Origin of the sequence: Acetobacter persici (genome assembly GCF_018256955.1) — a bacterium.
In the GTDB taxonomy this organism is placed as follows: domain Bacteria; phylum Pseudomonadota; class Alphaproteobacteria; order Acetobacterales; family Acetobacteraceae; genus Acetobacter; species Acetobacter persici.
Genome location: NZ_JAERKU010000001.1, coordinates 96,938 through 111,158, shown reverse-complemented (window position 1 = coordinate 111,158; position 14,221 = coordinate 96,938). Strand labels below are relative to the sequence as shown.

20 protein-coding genes and 1 tRNA gene are annotated in these 14,221 nt (G+C 59.3%); 3 read left to right on the top strand and 18 right to left on the bottom strand.

Annotated elements, in window-relative coordinates; all coding sequences use genetic code 11:
* Positions 1–21: 21 nt before the first annotated feature.
* Positions 22–474, bottom strand: a complete 453-nt coding sequence (locus tag JK199_RS00515) for a hypothetical protein (protein WP_077931323.1) — start codon at positions 472–474, stop codon at positions 22–24.
* On the bottom strand, positions 471–1,943 hold the full coding sequence (zwf, locus tag JK199_RS00510) for a glucose-6-phosphate dehydrogenase (RefSeq protein WP_212372995.1): 1,473 nt from the start codon (positions 1,941–1,943) through the stop codon (positions 471–473). Before zwf ends, JK199_RS00515 begins: the two co-directional genes overlap by 4 nt.
* Before the next feature lie 262 nt (positions 1,944–2,205).
* Here zwf and JK199_RS00505 point away from each other — a divergent pair, with 262 nt between their 5' ends.
* Both JK199_RS00505 and JK199_RS00500 read left to right on the top strand, forming a co-directional pair.
* Complete coding sequence (locus JK199_RS00505) at positions 2,206–2,478, top strand: DUF2312 domain-containing protein (RefSeq protein WP_025825221.1); 273 nt, start codon at positions 2,206–2,208, stop codon at positions 2,476–2,478.
* A 99-nt stretch (positions 2,479–2,577) separates the two neighbouring features.
* Complete coding sequence (locus tag JK199_RS00500; RefSeq protein WP_212372993.1) at positions 2,578–3,282, top strand: hypothetical protein; 705 nt, start codon at positions 2,578–2,580, stop codon at positions 3,280–3,282.
* 42 nt (positions 3,283–3,324) lie between these two features.
* On the opposite strand, the gene proB is transcribed toward JK199_RS00500, so the two are convergent.
* The 4 genes from proB to rplU all read right to left on the bottom strand — a co-directional run bounded on the left by proB (position 3,325) and on the right by rplU (position 6,252).
* Positions 3,325–4,455, bottom strand: a complete 1,131-nt coding sequence (gene proB, locus JK199_RS00495; protein WP_212372991.1) for a glutamate 5-kinase — start codon at positions 4,453–4,455, stop codon at positions 3,325–3,327.
* A 48-nt stretch (positions 4,456–4,503) separates the two neighbouring features.
* Positions 4,504–5,520, bottom strand: coding sequence for a GTPase ObgE (gene obgE / locus JK199_RS00490; RefSeq protein WP_086655673.1), 1,017 nt, complete (start codon positions 5,518–5,520; stop codon positions 4,504–4,506).
* Between the two features lie 103 nt (positions 5,521–5,623).
* Positions 5,624–5,893, bottom strand: coding sequence for a 50S ribosomal protein L27 (rpmA, locus tag JK199_RS00485; protein WP_043553668.1), 270 nt, complete (start codon positions 5,891–5,893; stop codon positions 5,624–5,626).
* A 44-nt stretch (positions 5,894–5,937) separates the two neighbouring features.
* Positions 5,938–6,252: a 50S ribosomal protein L21 gene (gene rplU, locus JK199_RS00480; protein WP_025825227.1), complete on the bottom strand. Its 315-nt coding sequence runs from the start codon at positions 6,250–6,252 to the stop codon at positions 5,938–5,940.
* Positions 6,253–6,474: 222 nt separating this feature from the next.
* Between rplU and JK199_RS00475 the strand changes: the two genes are divergently transcribed.
* Positions 6,475–6,564 (top strand) — tRNA-Ser (locus tag JK199_RS00475).
* A 278-nt stretch (positions 6,565–6,842) separates the two neighbouring features.
* Here the strand turns inward: JK199_RS00475 and JK199_RS00470 are convergent.
* The 12 genes from JK199_RS00470 to JK199_RS00415 form a co-directional block, all read right to left on the bottom strand.
* Positions 6,843–7,655 (bottom strand): hypothetical protein, encoded by an 813-nt coding sequence (locus tag JK199_RS00470; protein ID WP_212372989.1) that lies wholly within the window; start codon positions 7,653–7,655, stop codon positions 6,843–6,845.
* Positions 7,652–8,359: a hypothetical protein gene (locus JK199_RS00465; protein ID WP_212372987.1), complete on the bottom strand. Its 708-nt coding sequence runs from the start codon at positions 8,357–8,359 to the stop codon at positions 7,652–7,654. Before JK199_RS00465 ends, JK199_RS00470 begins: the two co-directional genes overlap by 4 nt.
* Before the next feature lie 175 nt (positions 8,360–8,534).
* Positions 8,535–11,063, bottom strand: a complete 2,529-nt coding sequence (locus tag JK199_RS00460) for a DUF927 domain-containing protein (protein WP_212372985.1) — start codon at positions 11,061–11,063, stop codon at positions 8,535–8,537.
* The gene (locus tag JK199_RS00455; protein ID WP_212372983.1) at positions 11,060–11,407 is read right to left on the bottom strand and encodes a hypothetical protein; all 348 of its coding nucleotides are present in this window, start codon (positions 11,405–11,407) and stop codon (positions 11,060–11,062) included. The genes JK199_RS00460 and JK199_RS00455 overlap by 4 nt, the downstream gene beginning before the upstream one ends.
* 131 nt (positions 11,408–11,538) lie before the next feature.
* Positions 11,539–11,751, bottom strand: a complete 213-nt coding sequence (locus JK199_RS00450; RefSeq protein WP_212373612.1) for a MerR family transcriptional regulator — start codon at positions 11,749–11,751, stop codon at positions 11,539–11,541.
* A 14-nt stretch (positions 11,752–11,765) separates the two neighbouring features.
* A complete protein-coding gene (locus JK199_RS00445) occupies positions 11,766–12,008 on the bottom strand; it encodes a MerR family transcriptional regulator (protein ID WP_212372981.1) in 243 nt (80 codons plus the stop codon).
* Between the two features lie 762 nt (positions 12,009–12,770).
* The gene (locus tag JK199_RS00440) at positions 12,771–13,019 is read right to left on the bottom strand and encodes a hypothetical protein (protein ID WP_212372973.1); all 249 of its coding nucleotides are present in this window, start codon (positions 13,017–13,019) and stop codon (positions 12,771–12,773) included.
* Entirely contained in the window at positions 13,012–13,275 is a 264-nt protein-coding gene (locus tag JK199_RS00435; protein WP_212372971.1) for a hypothetical protein, read from the bottom strand. The genes JK199_RS00440 and JK199_RS00435 overlap by 8 nt, the downstream gene beginning before the upstream one ends.
* A complete protein-coding gene (locus tag JK199_RS00430) occupies positions 13,272–13,538 on the bottom strand; it encodes a hypothetical protein (RefSeq protein WP_212372969.1) in 267 nt (88 codons plus the stop codon). The genes JK199_RS00435 and JK199_RS00430 overlap by 4 nt, the downstream gene beginning before the upstream one ends.
* Positions 13,535–13,756 (bottom strand): hypothetical protein, encoded by a 222-nt coding sequence (locus JK199_RS00425; RefSeq protein ID WP_212372967.1) that lies wholly within the window; start codon positions 13,754–13,756, stop codon positions 13,535–13,537. The genes JK199_RS00430 and JK199_RS00425 overlap by 4 nt, the downstream gene beginning before the upstream one ends.
* Entirely contained in the window at positions 13,753–13,992 is a 240-nt protein-coding gene (locus JK199_RS00420; protein WP_212372965.1) for a hypothetical protein, read from the bottom strand. The genes JK199_RS00425 and JK199_RS00420 overlap by 4 nt, the downstream gene beginning before the upstream one ends.
* Positions 13,989–14,162 carry a hypothetical protein gene (locus JK199_RS00415; protein WP_212372963.1) on the bottom strand — a complete coding sequence of 58 codons (174 nt, stop codon included), beginning with the start codon at positions 14,160–14,162 and terminating at the stop codon, positions 13,989–13,991. The genes JK199_RS00420 and JK199_RS00415 overlap by 4 nt, the downstream gene beginning before the upstream one ends.
* Between the last annotated feature and the right edge of the window lie 59 nt (positions 14,163–14,221).

The following is a 14,221-nucleotide window of genomic DNA, read 5'->3' as shown; positions in this document are numbered from 1 at the left end:
CAGAAGCGTTCTGGCCAGCCTTCAGGGTATGGGGTGAAAAGCGTTGGGCGACCCCTGATCTGACATGATGATGCGGTTCATCCGGTCAATCCGCAGGGTGAACAGCTTCGGCAGGTCACCTTTGGGGCCGGGGCAGGAGCCGGATGTTTTCTGCATCACATCAATACGGGAGGCTGTTGGCGGGTCATTCCCGTTCACAATAAACAGCAGGCAGTCCGGTTTGATGGGCGTCATGCCATTATGCGTCACCATCACGCGCAGGTGGCGCACCAGAGCCGTATCATCAAACCAGCTTTCCGGCCGGAAGGTGTAGCGGTCCGTCAGCGTGTCCAGCGTGCCGGTTTTGGCCAGCACAATGACCAGCACGGAAATAGGCACCACCAGCGCCAGACGACGCAGAACATGCTGGCGCAGCGTGCGTTTGCGGAACGGCCCGCGGAGCGGAGGAGTGGGTTTGGGAGCGTTTGCAGTCATGTCAGCATATCCTCATGCCACAAGGCACCATCGCGCGCCAGAAGGGCACGGGTTGAGGCGGGCCCCCAGCTCCCGGCGGGGTAGGGTTCCAGAGGGGAGAGGGCATGACGCCATGAGTCCAGAATGGGTTCAATCCAGCGCCATGAGGCTTCTACCTCATCCCGGCGGATGAACAGAGCCGGGTTACCTCGCACGGCGTCCAGCAGCAGGCGCTCGTAAGAATCATGATACTCGATGGTAAACTGGTTCTCATACGCCATATCAAGAGCGGCATTGCGCACCCGAAAGCCGCCTGCGCCGGGGTCTTTACTGGCCAGAACCAGTGAGAGCCCCTCATTCGGCGCGATGCGGATAACCAGCCGGCCGGGGGAAGGCGTATTAGTAAAAATGGGCCACATCTGCGGGCGGAATTGCAGCACAATTTCCGTCGTCTTGGCGGCCAGACGTTTGCCGGTGCGCAGGTAGAAGGGCGTATTCCCCCAGCGCGAAGAACGGATTTTTGTGCGGATCGCGACAAAGGTTTCCGTATTGCTGGCGCGGTCCTGTGCCAGATCCTCGGCGTAACCTGGCACGTCCTGCCCATCAATACGGCCAGCGGTATACTGCCCACGAATGACGTTGTGCCGCACCATATCCGGCGTCATGGGCCGCAGGGCGTTGAGCACCTTCAGTTTTTCGTTCCGCAGATCATCCGCCTGAAGGGAGGCCGGAGCGTCCATCGCGACCATGCACAGCACCTGCAACAGGTGGTTCTGCACCATATCCCGCAGTGCGCCGGATTCGTCATAATAGGGGCCACGCTTGCCCACGCCGACGGTCTCAGCGGCAGTAATCTGCACATGCGCAATCGCATCGGAGGACCAGAGTTTTTCAAGCGCCGGGTTGGCAAACCGCAGGGCCAGAATGTTCTGGACGCCCTCTTTCCCCAGATAATGGTCAATCCGGTAGATCGACTCTTCGGGGAAGAACCGGCCCACGCCGTCATTGATTTCCGTAGCGGTTTCCAGATTAACCCCGATGGGTTTTTCCAGCACGACGCGGGTGATGGGGGTAATCAGGCTATGCCCGGCAAGCGCTGCACAGAGCGGCGCATACAGGGCCGGGCTGGTTGCCAGATAAAAGACTCGCGTGCGCTGCGGGTCGGACAGGATGCCTTCCAGTCCGCTCCAGTCGCTGCCCTCCTGAGTGGCGTCCAGCGCGACATACTGTATCAGCCCCAGAAAGCTGTTCAGTGTTTCCGCGTCCCGTGCGGCGGCGGGAGCAAATTCCTTTAAGGCAGTCCGCACCTGTTCACGGTACTGGTCAGGGGAGTGGGCGGAGCGCGCAATGCAGATGATGCGGGCATCATCCTGAAATTCCTGCGCATGAAACCGCTGTAAAAACGCAGGCAGCAGCTTGCGCATTGTCAGATCGCCGGTGGCGCCGAAGATAATAAAATCGAAAGGATCAATCCGGTTGATGTGCGCCATAGCCATAGTACTTTCGCAGGAGTGTGGGTGCCCTCGAAAAGCCCCAAACAAAGACTTTCTTCCCCGTGAGTGTGCAGCCAAGAACGGGGTAGTCGGGAAAGCGTTGTGGCAGAGGGTTTGTCCATAAGGCTTCTGACTGTCAAGGTAATTGACCGCGCGGGCGGCTCGCGATAAGCCCGCGCCTTTGGTGTTCGGGCGTGGCGGGCGGAAGGCCTGCCGCACTCAGGCCCTGAACACGGACTGGAAACGGGGGAACTGGAGCATGGATACCGAAGGATTTTCCGGTGGTGACGATGCAGCCGTGGGTGGCATTGCCGCTGACCGGCTGAGAAGCATCATCGAACGGGTCGAGCGTCTGGAAGAAGAGCGCAAGGCCCTTGCCGGCGATATCAAGGATATCTTCACGGAAGCCAAGTCCGCCGGGTTTGATGTTAAAGTCATCCGGCAGATCATCCGTCTGCGCAAGCAGGAGCCGAGTGAAGTGGAAGAGCAGGAAACCCTGCTGGATATCTATCGTCGCGCGCTGGGAATGTAATCCTGGAAATTTAATCAACCCCATGCCGGGCAGTAAGCTCCTTTTTTTTGCGGAGCAGGCTGGCGCGGTGTGGGTTCCTGCCGTGTGGGGTCTGTAAAAATGATGTCTGTGGTTTTTCCAGACTGGATGCCGCTCTGGGCGCAGCTTTTGGTGATAGCGCTTGTTATCGTCTTCGGGCTCGCGTTTCTGATGATGCCGTTTGCCGTCTTTGGCGTAAAAGGCCGTCTGATGGAGCTGGAGCTGCAAACGCGGGAAATGCAGGCCGAACTGCGGGCTATGGCCATGCGTCTGGCCGCAGGGCAGGGGGCAGCGCAAGGGACGTGGCAGGGGAATGGGGCCCGGCCCGCGCAGGAGACAGCGCAGAACCGCCCGCCCATGTCGGCAGGGGTGCCAGAAGGGGTGCAGGTGGAGGAAATCTACCCGCCCGAGCCTGTCAGGCCCTCTCCCATTCTTTCAGCACCGGTGCTGACGCCGCTGCGGACCCCAAAAGTTTCTGATGCGTATGAGCCGCGCCGCGATGCGCCGCCTGCGCCCAATCTGGAGCCGGAACCGCGTGAGGTGTCCGGACGGCGCGTCATGCCCTGGCATGAATCGCAGAAAGACGCCTCCGGCAGGCAGGAGCCTCTGGCCGACGCCATGCGCCGCTACCGCGCACCAGATGCCGACCAGCCACCGTACCGTCCGGATTTTCTGCGTCCGGCGGAACAGGCTGCTGAGCCACGGGTCAACCGCTCTTATGATGAAACAAACGGGCGTTCTGAGCCTGTGCTCAACTTTCCCTCCCGCAGACCTGCGGACTTCTGAGGCGCGGAGGAGAGCACGCTCCTCCCCTGAGACGCGCGTCTTTTAGACGACGACCAGATCATCCCGGTGGATAATCTCGTCGCGCCCCTGCCATCCCAGAATTTCCGCGAGTTCTGATGAACGATGCCCGGCAATGAGGCGGGCATCATCGGCATCGTAAGCGGACAGGCCCCGTGCCAGAACACGGCCGCCATTATCCGTTACAACCACCAGATCCCCCTGCGTGAAGTCCCCTTTGACGCCCAGCACACCGGCTGGCAGCAGGGAGCCACCATGACGCAGGGCATCTGCCGCGCCGTTATCAATCATAATTTCACCCGCGGGGGTCAGGCTTCCGGCAATCCATTGTTTGCGGGCTGTCTGCGCGCAGGTCTGCGGCAGGAACCATGAGCAGCGCGCGCCGTCCAGCAGGGCGCGCAGCGGGTGATTCTGTTTGCCAAGGGCAATGGCCATAGCGCAGCCGGAGCGGGTGGCAATTCCGGCGGCCAGAAGTTTGGTGCGCATCCCGCCGGACGAATAGCCCGGAGGCGGTTCACCCCCCATGGCCTCAATCTCCGGCGTCATGGCTTCAATCACCGGCAGGTGTCTGGCATCCGGATTTGTGCGGGGGTCGGCTGTATATAAGCCGTCAATATCGGACAGCAGAACAAGCTGATCAGCCCCCGTCATCTGGGCGACGCGGGCCGCCAGACGGTCATTGTCCCCAAACCGGATTTCCGTTGTGGCAATGGTGTCGTTCTCATTGATCACCGGCACGCAGCCCAGCCCCAGCAGCGTATCCAGCGTGGCGCGGGCGTTCAGATACCGCTTGCGGTCTTCTGTATCATCCGGGGTCAGCAGAAGCTGCGCGGCTGTCAGACTCTGTGTGGAGAGCGCCTGGCTCCATGCCTGCGCCAGACTGATCTGCCCGACAGCCGCCGCGGCCTGCTTTTCCGGCAGGCGGAGCGCGCCATGGGTCAGCCCCAGCGTGTGGCGGGCCAGCGCAATCGCACCGGAGGAGACGACGGTCACATCCGTGCCATGACGCCGGAGTAGCGCGATATCTTCCGCAACACTGGCCAGCCATGCCTGCCGTGGGGCGGCTCTTTCCGGATCGACCACCAGCGCGCTGCCTATCTTGATGACAAGCCTGCGGGCTGAAGAAAGGGAGGGGCTGGCGGGGCGTCCGGTCATGGAAATCGTCCAGTAGTCTGTCACGGGCTCCCGGGGGAGCGTACAGGGTTATGCGGGGTCTTCTTCATCCTTACGGATGGCCGTAACCTGCGTCTGAATGGCGCGAAGCAGTTCCGGAACACCCTGCCGTGTTGCGGCGGAGATCAGCATGACCGGCGCGCCACTGGCTTTTTCCAGTGCGCGTTTGCGGGCAGAAGCCTCTCGCGGGGTCATGGCATCATTTTTGTTCAGGGCGATAATTTCCGGCTTGTCCGCCAGACCGCCACCATAGGCCGCCAGTTCGTGACGGATGGTGCGCCAGGTCTCCACAACGTCGCCCGCGGCCCCGTCAATCAGGTGCAGCAGAACGGCGCAGCGTTCCACATGGCCCAGAAAGCGGTCTCCCAGCCCTGTGCCCTCATGCGCGCCTTCAATCAGGCCCGGAATATCCGCCACCACAAATTCTTCTGTCATGGACAGGCGCACAACGCCCAGCTGGGGGTGCAGGGTGGTGAAGGGATAATCCGCAATTTTTGGCCGCGCTGCGGATACAACAGACAGGAAGGTGGATTTCCCGGCATTGGGCAGGCCGACCAGCCCGACATCGGCAATCAGCTTCAGGCGCAGCCAGACCCAGCGTTCTTCACCCGGCCAGCCTTTGTCAGACCGGCGCGGCGCGCGGTTGGTGCTGCTTTTGAAGTTTGCGTTCCCAAAGCCGCCATCACCACCCCGGCAGAGGGTGATGCTTTTGCCAGCTTCATCCAGATCAGCCAGCAGGGTTTCTTTATCGTCGTCAAAAATCTGCGTGCCGATGGGCACTTTGATCACCACGTTCTGTGCCGCAGCCCCCGTACGGTCAGAGCCAGCCCCGTTACCACCTTTGCGGGCGCGGAAATGCTGGGTGTACCGGAAGTCGATCAGCGTATTCAGGTTGGGAACGGCTTCAAACACAATATCGCCGCCACGACCGCCATTGCCGCCATCCGGGCCGCCGAATTCAATATATTTTTCCCGGCGGAACGCGGTGACACCATCTCCGCCATCGCCTGAGCGGACGTAGATTTTGGCCTGATCAAGAAACTTCATGGGATACTTTCAACGCCTGAACATGAAAAGGGGCCGATCCGTGAGGACCGGCCCCTTGCCATTCCGGCCACGGGAAAAACGCGTGGTGGAGCGTGCTGAAAACTTATTCAGCAGCTGCCGGCAGCGCATCCACGGAAACGTGGACGCGGCCTTCGGCGCGACGCTCAAAGCGAACGCTGCCGTCAACCAGAGCGAAGATGGTGTGGTCACGACCAACACCAACGTTAGCGCCCGGCTTCATCTTCGTGCCGCGCTGGCGGATGATGATGTTGCCAGCGATAACCTGTTCGCCACCGAATTTTTTAACGCCAAGACGGCGTCCGGCGCTGTCGCGCCCGTTGCGGGATGAACCGCCTGCTTTTTTTTGTGCCATGACCTAAGTCCTCCTTGGTCTAACCAGCCGAACCCTTAAGGGGCTCAGGCGGCGTTAATCTCTTGAATGCGCAGAACGGTAACCGGCTGGCGGTGGCCATTCTTGCGGCGGCTGTTCTGCCGGCGGCGCTTCTTGAAGATGATGACCTTCTTGAGGCGGTCCTGAGCGATGACGGTTGCCGTCACCTTTGCGCCAGCAACTGTGGGGGCGCCAATGGTCACGGAGCCTTCGCCACCTACGGCAAGAACTTCATCAAAGGTGATGGTGGCACCAGCTTCGGTTTCCAGCTTTTCAACCTTGAGCACCATGTTGGGCTCAACCCGATACTGCTTGCCGCCGGTGCGGATAACTGCGAACATAAAACCTGTCTCTCTTTCCGATCTCTTGACCATCCGCGGCACAGGCGCAGGCGAAGGGTCTGGTCGCTTTTTGTTCCTTGGCCGCACTGGCGGCATGGCTCCATCTTTGTGGAGTGGTGCGGCTTTTTACGGGGAGAGTCCCGTGCTCGTCAACAAGAACTTACACGTGTCTCGGATCTCTGCTTGCACGCCTGAAAATCCCTGCTTATAAGCCGGGCCAACGGAGAGGTGCCGGAGCGGTCGAACGGGGCGGTCTCGAAAACCGTTGAGCTAGCAATAGTTCCGAGGGTTCGAATCCCTCCCTCTCCGCCATCACACGATAAATTCCCAAATAAAAACAATGCATTAGATGATGTATGGGAAATTTTACCCCTCTTATTCCCCCTCTTAAAACGATCGCTAGGCTTTCAGGAGGCAGGGTGAGAGGGGAAGGGTTAGATGTATAATCTGTATATTGATATAGAAAAAACGAATAAATGCGGTCGCCTATCCAATTGCCTTCTTAGGTAGGGACACTCTTATTCATAAACACATAAAAAAGGGGCCTTCCTTGTGAGAAGACCCCATACATATTTGGCTGTGGTTTCTGTTCAGTCTCCCACGACCTTTCGGCCCGTCAGCCTGAACCAGTGCAGGATGCCTGCATCCAGAACCGCCATAGTCTTATGCTCTATTTCTGTGGGGCTGTTCTTCTGGCTTGCCCATGCTTCTGTTCCGGCCTCAAGCGCTGCGGTCAGGCCCCTCTGGAAGATTTCGTCCGTGCTGCCTTTTGCATGGTGGTAATCCGCCACTATCACACCCAGACGCTCAGGCGATAACTCAGAGGCTCCGGGGCCGCGCTGCTCGTCGGCATAGAGTTCTGTCAGTTTGTTGCAAGCGGCTTCTGTGGCAGCGCGCAGGTTCTTCTTAACAACATGCGGCTGCATTGCTGCTTGCTCTTCCATCCTCGCGAACAGGAGCGCCAGTTTCCCGGTCACACCTTCAATGGCAACACCAAAGGGCAAGCCAGCATCATGTGCGAGTATGGCGGCCATGCGGCCCATCCCCGGCACGTTCACCCAGCCTTGCCCGTCTTTCTCCATACGGTCGCCCTCATCAAGGGAGGCATAGGCACGATCTGCCGCGACTTCCGCGCTGGCTTCCAGAACGCGACCATCCTTTACTGGCCAGTCATAGATGGCAGAGAGGCGCTGACAGAACTGGCGGGCGTGAAGATCATTCATTTCACAGGCCAGTGGACAATTCGTGCCGTCCTTGAAAACCACGGAGGGGAGGAAGGCGGCTTTACTGTCCTTGTCCAGAACCGGGCGCATCCACAGACAGCGGACGGCCTGCGGGTCCAGCGTCGCGGGGTCAGCGATGATGCCAGGAACGGCAGAGGCGGTTGTGTAGGAAATGTTCATGCTGTGGCGTCCAGACTGTTCTGAGTGAGGAGAGCTTGGGGTGTAATGGTGACGATGCCCTCCGGCGCCGGGTGGCATATGGAGCAGGTCCAGCCCTCTGACGTGTCACCGGCCTTTCGCCACCAGTGCGTGAAGCCGCAAAGGGAGCAGGGACCATCTGCATGAAGGCGATGGTCTGCCTTCACGGGGCTGGCTGTGATGATGAAGCGGGGCGGAGGGTCTTCCCGGTCTTGAGGGAAAGGAGCCATGAAGCGACGGCGTTGGTCATTCCATTCCCAGCCCTGTTCTTTCAGCCAGCGCGAGTCCGGCCCTCCGAAGAGGTAGAGCTTTCCCGTGTCCGGATCCCGTCGGATTCCTGATTGCTCGAGTTCACCGGAAGGGCTGTCTTTGGGGGCATCAGGTACGCTCATGGTAGCGTCGGCACTGATTGAGGGGGCCTGTTCTGTCAGGTGCTGCACGATTTCCGCACGCGCAGCTTTCAGGCAATCCAGAAGCTCAGGGGTGATTGCTGCTTTGTCGCCCCGTATGACCGGCCTGCCATCTGCAAGCACAATCTCACAGCCAAGCCATTCCACCTCTTTAATCAGTGCTGCGGCGTCTGTGTGCGGCGCGGGAGAGGTTCCATGTGGGGCTGAAGAACTGTCATGGGGTGTTGGCAATCCGTCAGCCCAGTCCATCAAGCCGGATAGTGCTTTGCTCACCATGCCGAAGCCCTCCGGATGTTGTAAAAAACGGTCGTGCCGGTCGCGACGGTCGCGACACGTGCGAAAAAGACTGGTTTCCCGCCATTTTCCTGCATGTTGTTCTGGCACGACCTACCAAAAACGCAGTCGTGCCAGTCGCGACAGGACGGAGCTTCCCGGGTTTGGGTGGAGCGCATCATGCTGCCTCTCCCTCCATGATAGAGCCGGACACCACATACACACGCAGGCGTCCTTCTCCCGGAATCCTCTGAGTGCGCGTCATGTTCTTGCCATTGCCGGGCAAAAGATAATTGGCATCACGCAACACCTTGGCCGCGCGGCTGGGGTCGATGCCCTTGCAGACTTCCTTCCGCCACATCTCAGGGAGGACCAGATATTCCCACTGGCTGCCATCAGGCGTGTCTGTCAGTCTCCGGAAGCCAACACGGGAGACGGTGCGGCTGTGGAAGTTTTCAACCTCACCATCTGGACCGCCTAAAAGAGCAAAGCGGCTTTCCCCATGCTGCTCTATGAAGGCCCGGACCTGCTCTATTGCCTCACGGTCTTCTGCTGCATCGGTCCCGCCGCGCTCTTCCAGCCATGACTGGAAACAGGCTTTTGCTGCCCGCGTGGCCTCGCCCCGGCCCCATGGCAAAACGTCATAGGCCACAGCCAGCTCCCCCGCGGCGGAAACCAGCCCGAAGCGCCGCACGACAGAGCGCACCTGCCCATCCGCTGGGCCAGCAGGCAGACAGTCAGCCTCGAACCTGTCCACAAGCCCCTTGATGCTGTCAGTCAGGCCGGGCTCATCGTCATCCCGCTCTTTGACCAGTGCGGCCAGATAGGCACGGCTGGCTGTCCCGTAGCAGGTGCGGGCTGCCCGGCGGATATGGTCGGCCAGTTCGCCAGCGGAAGGCAGACCGTGCAGAGTTTCGAACAGCCCCATGTCGGCCCCTGCGTCGGCCTGTATGCTGACCAGCCGCACTTCCTGCCCCGCCATGGCCCGGCGCCCGATTTCTCCCATTTTGGTCGCAAGCGTTACTTCGCCTGTGGAAAGGAAGAGGGAGCGCCACGTCTTGCGTGCGCGGGCCTCCCCATTACGACCCGCCCTTTGCTTGCCGGTGTTGTTTGCCAGCATATAGGTGATGCCACCGACTTCACGGCTGTCTGCCTGTCCCATTTCATCCAGTATGAGCAGGGTGTCGGAAGTCTCGCACGCAATACCCTCCGTGCCATTGCTGGTGCCTCGCCATGAGCGAACCATGCCGTCCCGGTCCCCTTTACCCCAGACGGAACCGGCAGCATAAAGCGCGGTCGATTTTCCCGACTGGCTTTTGCCGATGATGTGAAACCCGCCGGATTGCTCCCCCAGAATATCCAGAAGCGGGCCACAGAATGCGATGGAGAGTGCAAATAACAGACGACTGTTCCCGCTGGCGTAAACTGCGATTTGCTTTTGCCATTCCTCCAGCGTCCCGGCCGTGGCGTATTCCGAGCCTGATGCGGCGCGGGTTGTCTGGAATGCAACAGCCCTCCGTCCAGCGCCGAGCGTAATGCCATTGGGCAGGACAAAAACGGGCCCTTGTTCCGTTTTGTGCCAGCCCGAACTGGTCACGCACCGTAAGCGCGCTTTTGTATAAACAGAGGCAATGAACTGCCGGAGGTGGCGGGTTGCTGAAATGTTGCAGTTGAGGCCAGCATCTTCCAGCTCTCCCGCAATGTCTTTCCCTTCACCGTGAACCATTTTTTTGGGGATGGCCCATTGATGATAGAGCTTGTCACGATCAAGCCAGTTAATCAGCAACCCCCATCCCATGCCGCCTTCATCTCGGGTCTCGGCAATCACCTCGAACGGGGCTGAGACCCAGACTGGCGAAGGAGGAAGTTCGCCAGAGGGTTCAGGCGTGAAATAGAGCCCGCGGGAAGTCATGCTGTAACCGGGGGGCATCTTCACGTTTGATTCTGCCTGTGGAGCCTGATCTACCAGCGGACGCAGGATTTCCAGAGAGGGCGTCTCACCGCCCTGCGTCATGTCCATTGGCAGATCGTCAGCCAGATCCCATCCTTCCGGCAGACCATCGGGCACTTTCACCATATGGACAGACTGGGCTCCCGCATTGCGGAGGGCATCAATCGCGGCCTGGGCGTATTTCTCCCCCGGCGCATCGTTGTCAGGCCAGATCGTGACGCGGCGGCCAGCAAGAGGCGACCAGTCGGCAGAACTGACGGACGTGCTGCCTCCGCTGGTGAGCACTGCCAGATCAGGAAACAGGTCACGGGCCGCATCAGCGGTTTTCTCACCTTCCACCAGAAGAACGGGAGCGTCAGGGATGGCGGCCAGTCGGCCAAGTCCATATAGGGGAAGAGGCTTGGCGGGCTGCTTCCAGTGCCAGCCGGTGACGTCACGCCGTTTCCCATTCCCGTCAGTCCAGATGCGGTGCCCGTAGGTGAGGGGCAGCACGACTTTGTTGCCGATCTCATCTTCCTTGCGGAAGCGCGCATAAAGTGGCCGCCCCTCTGCGTCACGGTAAACCCATAAGGCGGTTGCGCTGCGGGGCATTTCTGGTTCGGTGGCCGCTGGGGTCATTGGCTCCCAGACCTCACCCGACATGTTGCTCTGAGAGCTCAGGGCAAGAGCAGCTTTTTTCTCAGCATCTGTCAGGGGGCTGAAAAGCCCGGCCTCATTCACGCAGGCCATAGCCGGAATGTTCGGGGGTGTGCTCATTCAGCACCCCCTTTCAGGCCCAGCATCTTCGCCAGCTCACAGGCCGCCTCGTATTGGGTAACACCAGCCAGATAGGCGGCAAGGGAAATGACATCCCCTCCGCGCGCCTCAGCCTCTGCGAAATCAGCCCAACGGCCAGTGTTCAGATTGACGCTGAAAGAGCCGGGCTTGCGGTCGCCCCGCTTCGGGTTGCGGGCCACCCATTCGTGCCCTTGCTTTTTGCCGTCAGGCAGCCACCGCCCCAGAAGGGCGGGGAGTGCCCCGAGGGCGGCGCGGTTCACTGCCGGGAAGTCTATTGCACCGGCGCGGTCGGAGTCCGGGTGTAAGCGACTTGGATATGCCATGCGTGCTTGTCCTGCATCAGGAACCAGCCGCCTTTCTGTTGCGCGATGCTTTGTGAATCCTGTATAAGAAGACTGCGCTTCTTCATTATGCAGAACAAAAGCAGCCACCCCCAGAAAGGCGGGTGGCTGTTTTATTTTGTAATGACCTCAGCGTCCGGCAGGGATTCAATCCACGCCATGCCCGCTCGAAAATCTATGACAGTTTTCCGCCCTATTTTCTTGGCCTTCAAGGTGCCTTCACCAAGTTTGCGATAGGTGTCAGTGCGGGACATGCCGGTGCGCTGAGACCACGCCTCAACAGAAACGTAATGCGGAACGTCTTGCGGAGTGGGTGCTGTGCTCATCAGTCCCTTCTCCTTTACGCTGCGGAGGGGGAGCGGCGGCGGCCAGCGGGGAGCCGGGCAGCAATGAGCGGGAGATCCGAGCGGCGCACGTAATAGTGTCGCCCCTTCCGTTCAGCAGGAATCCGACCTGTGGAGGCATACCCATATCCTGTTGAGGGAGCGTACATCCCTGCATTGGCATCTTTCCGCAGCCGGGCGCGATTAAGCTCAGCAAGAGCGTCTGTAAGTGTGAGTAAGTCTTGGTTTTTTGAAGTCATGTTGCGTCCATTCAGCCAGTTAAAAGGGCTGAACGGAGAGGTGGCTAGAACTAAGAAATGCCGCATGAAGCGAATTTCCGATTTGTCCTATTCCAGAGGTACATGTAAGGAAAAGTCACAAGCCGGTTCCAAAAGGCTTTGTGTCCTTGCTTACACGCACGGTTAACCCCCGTTCCGTTCAGCAATGGCGCTACCACTTCTGAAAAGCCGCTTCGGGTGTTACCAGCACCCTGAGCGGTTTTTCTTTTGGTGGCCCCGATTCATGAGAGGGGAATCAGAGCGCCGTATTCAAAATGTTCTCTCTCCCTCTCTAATGGCAGTCTCTAATCGCTCTGCCAAGTTCTGCGTTAGCTCTAAATCCACTTAAATCGCGCTGTGTGGCGTTCGGCTGCGTAGTCGCTGTATACGCACCGCATTAACCGCTCGGTTAACTCCACGGTGAACTGAGGCCATTTTAGAGGCATATATGTCCCAAGCTATTCCCTTGTGCGGATTCACACCTAGGCACCGAACAAAAGAGAGAGCGGCAGGAAACTGCGGACGAGCAGCAACAGGTTGCCAATTTTGGTGTAAAAATCCGCCAAAATGGTGATAGTCTTTTGATATCAAAAGCAATATCACTTTCGGGCTCTGGATGGCCTGAGAGGAACGAGCTTCCCAGGGTATTTCTGACATTATCACAAAATGTTACAGAGCGGGATATTAGCAGCGCCATTTGGCGCGTTGCTGACATCCGCGTACTGCTTTCTGCACGGCCTCTAGTCATAATAAAGCCTCGTCAATCAGCGCGCAGCGCCGGTCAATTTCAGTGGCAAGCCAGTTCAGAGCGTTCCCTGTCCCGCCCGCTGGTAGCTTCTGGGCGGAGGGCGCAAGTTCCAGATCACGCCCGATGGCGGCAAGACACTCGCTAATGGCGCCCAGTTCCCAGCTTGCGTTCTGAACCCTGTCCAGCCGGTCAGGTGTGGCCAGAGGGGTTTTGCGGCGCCTTACCGCGGAAGTCCGCTTAACCATGCCGCCCTCCGCTCATTGCCAGCACGTCACGCGCCAGACTGGCTTCCATGCTGTTCGGGTCTTCTGTGTTCAGCAGGACCAGCCGGGCCTTGCAGCTCAGATCCTGAATGCCTCGCGCCTTGGTTTTGCTGACTTTGCGCCAAGCCCGCATATACCTCCGGCTGTGTGGCAGCCCGGCGTCGAAGGTCGGTTTCTTCCAGCAGCAGCGGTCGGAACTTAGGGCGGCGATTGTCGCGGCCTGAATAGGGGTGGTCATGCCGACTGCTCCTTTTGCATCCAGCCGGGCACATCATCTGAGTCCGAAAGCGTGGCCAGAAGATCCAGCTTGTCCTGCAGGCGGTGGGCCAGCCACAGCAGAGCTTCTGGTTCGGTGATATCGCGGCCGTCGCCAACGCCGCTTTCGGCCACGGCCACAACCAGCCCTGATAGCTTTCTGGCATCATTCAGAATGACGCTTGGCGTTCTCAGGTTCATGACGGTTTCATGTTCAAAACCGGTAAGGGGCATGATGTCTTTCATGACTGCACCTCCCGAAGTTCATCACGAACCCGGCCAATGGATTTGACCAGCCATGACAGGCCATCGCCCCAGCCTGCACAGTCATTGTGCGTGGGGGCCGGGTCATGCCCTTCATCCATGTGCTCGTAAATTTCGCCCATCAGCATCATCAGGGCGTTCTGGATGCCGTCCAAGGTTACGGCTTGGTTTGCGCAGAAGCCTGCGGGGATCTTGCTCATTGTGCATCTCCCTTGAAGGCTGTGGCGTTGCTCTCTGCCTCGGCGGCAATCATCCCAAGGTATGAGGACAGGAAAAGAACCCCTCCGGCTACGATGTCCGCATTTCCGCTCCGGCCTGTGCCCCCTTCATCAGCGGCAAAGTGAGCAAGCGCATCGGCCACGGCGGTTGCGCGGCGGATGTATTTTGCATTCCATTCCAGAGAGTAGGCGGCTTCGAGGGTTGTCGGGGCGCTCATCGCACGGCCTCCAGCGCCAATGCTGCGTCACCGGATGCAACCGGGTCAGGTGTTGCCAGCCATAATATCGCCAGCGCGATGAAGATAGGCGCAAGGAGCGCAGGGAGGCTTGTACAGGCGATACGGAATGCCCATGTGTAGATGGGCGTGCTATAGGCACGGTTAGCCATGGCCGAATTCGTCCTTCGGTTTGTGGTTAGGCCGGGTGTGGGAAGGTAGTAGCTCCCCA

Bases quoted from the DNA above. Each gene is read 5' to 3' on its own strand.
- JK199_RS00515 (WP_077931323.1), bottom strand. From the start codon at position 474: ATGACTGCAAACGCTCCCAAACCCACTCCTCCGCTCCGCGGGCCGTTC.
- zwf (WP_212372995.1), bottom strand. From the start codon at position 1,943: ATGGCGCACATCAACCGGATTGATCCTTTCGATTTTATTATCTTCGGC.
- JK199_RS00505 (WP_025825221.1), top strand. From the start codon at position 2,206: ATGGATACCGAAGGATTTTCCGGTGGTGACGATGCAGCCGTGGGTGGC.
- JK199_RS00500 (WP_212372993.1), top strand. From the start codon at position 2,578: ATGATGTCTGTGGTTTTTCCAGACTGGATGCCGCTCTGGGCGCAGCTT.
- proB (WP_212372991.1), bottom strand. From the start codon at position 4,455: ATGACCGGACGCCCCGCCAGCCCCTCCCTTTCTTCAGCCCGCAGGCTT.
- obgE (WP_086655673.1), bottom strand. From the start codon at position 5,520: ATGAAGTTTCTTGATCAGGCCAAAATCTACGTCCGCTCAGGCGATGGC.
- rpmA (WP_043553668.1), bottom strand. From the start codon at position 5,893: ATGGCACAAAAAAAAGCAGGCGGTTCATCCCGCAACGGGCGCGACAGC.
- rplU (WP_025825227.1), bottom strand. From the start codon at position 6,252: ATGTTCGCAGTTATCCGCACCGGCGGCAAGCAGTATCGGGTTGAGCCC.
- JK199_RS00470 (WP_212372989.1), bottom strand. From the start codon at position 7,655: ATGAACATTTCCTACACAACCGCCTCTGCCGTTCCTGGCATCATCGCT.
- JK199_RS00465 (WP_212372987.1), bottom strand. From the start codon at position 8,359: ATGGTGAGCAAAGCACTATCCGGCTTGATGGACTGGGCTGACGGATTG.
- JK199_RS00460 (WP_212372985.1), bottom strand. From the start codon at position 11,063: ATGAGCACACCCCCGAACATTCCGGCTATGGCCTGCGTGAATGAGGCC.
- JK199_RS00455 (WP_212372983.1), bottom strand. From the start codon at position 11,407: ATGGCATATCCAAGTCGCTTACACCCGGACTCCGACCGCGCCGGTGCA.
- JK199_RS00450 (WP_212373612.1), bottom strand. From the start codon at position 11,751: ATGAGCACAGCACCCACTCCGCAAGACGTTCCGCATTACGTTTCTGTT.
- JK199_RS00445 (WP_212372981.1), bottom strand. From the start codon at position 12,008: ATGACTTCAAAAAACCAAGACTTACTCACACTTACAGACGCTCTTGCT.
- JK199_RS00440 (WP_212372973.1), bottom strand. From the start codon at position 13,019: ATGGTTAAGCGGACTTCCGCGGTAAGGCGCCGCAAAACCCCTCTGGCC.
- JK199_RS00435 (WP_212372971.1), bottom strand. From the start codon at position 13,275: ATGACCACCCCTATTCAGGCCGCGACAATCGCCGCCCTAAGTTCCGAC.
- JK199_RS00430 (WP_212372969.1), bottom strand. From the start codon at position 13,538: ATGAAAGACATCATGCCCCTTACCGGTTTTGAACATGAAACCGTCATG.
- JK199_RS00425 (WP_212372967.1), bottom strand. From the start codon at position 13,756: ATGAGCAAGATCCCCGCAGGCTTCTGCGCAAACCAAGCCGTAACCTTG.
- JK199_RS00420 (WP_212372965.1), bottom strand. From the start codon at position 13,992: ATGAGCGCCCCGACAACCCTCGAAGCCGCCTACTCTCTGGAATGGAAT.
- JK199_RS00415 (WP_212372963.1), bottom strand. From the start codon at position 14,162: ATGGCTAACCGTGCCTATAGCACGCCCATCTACACATGGGCATTCCGT.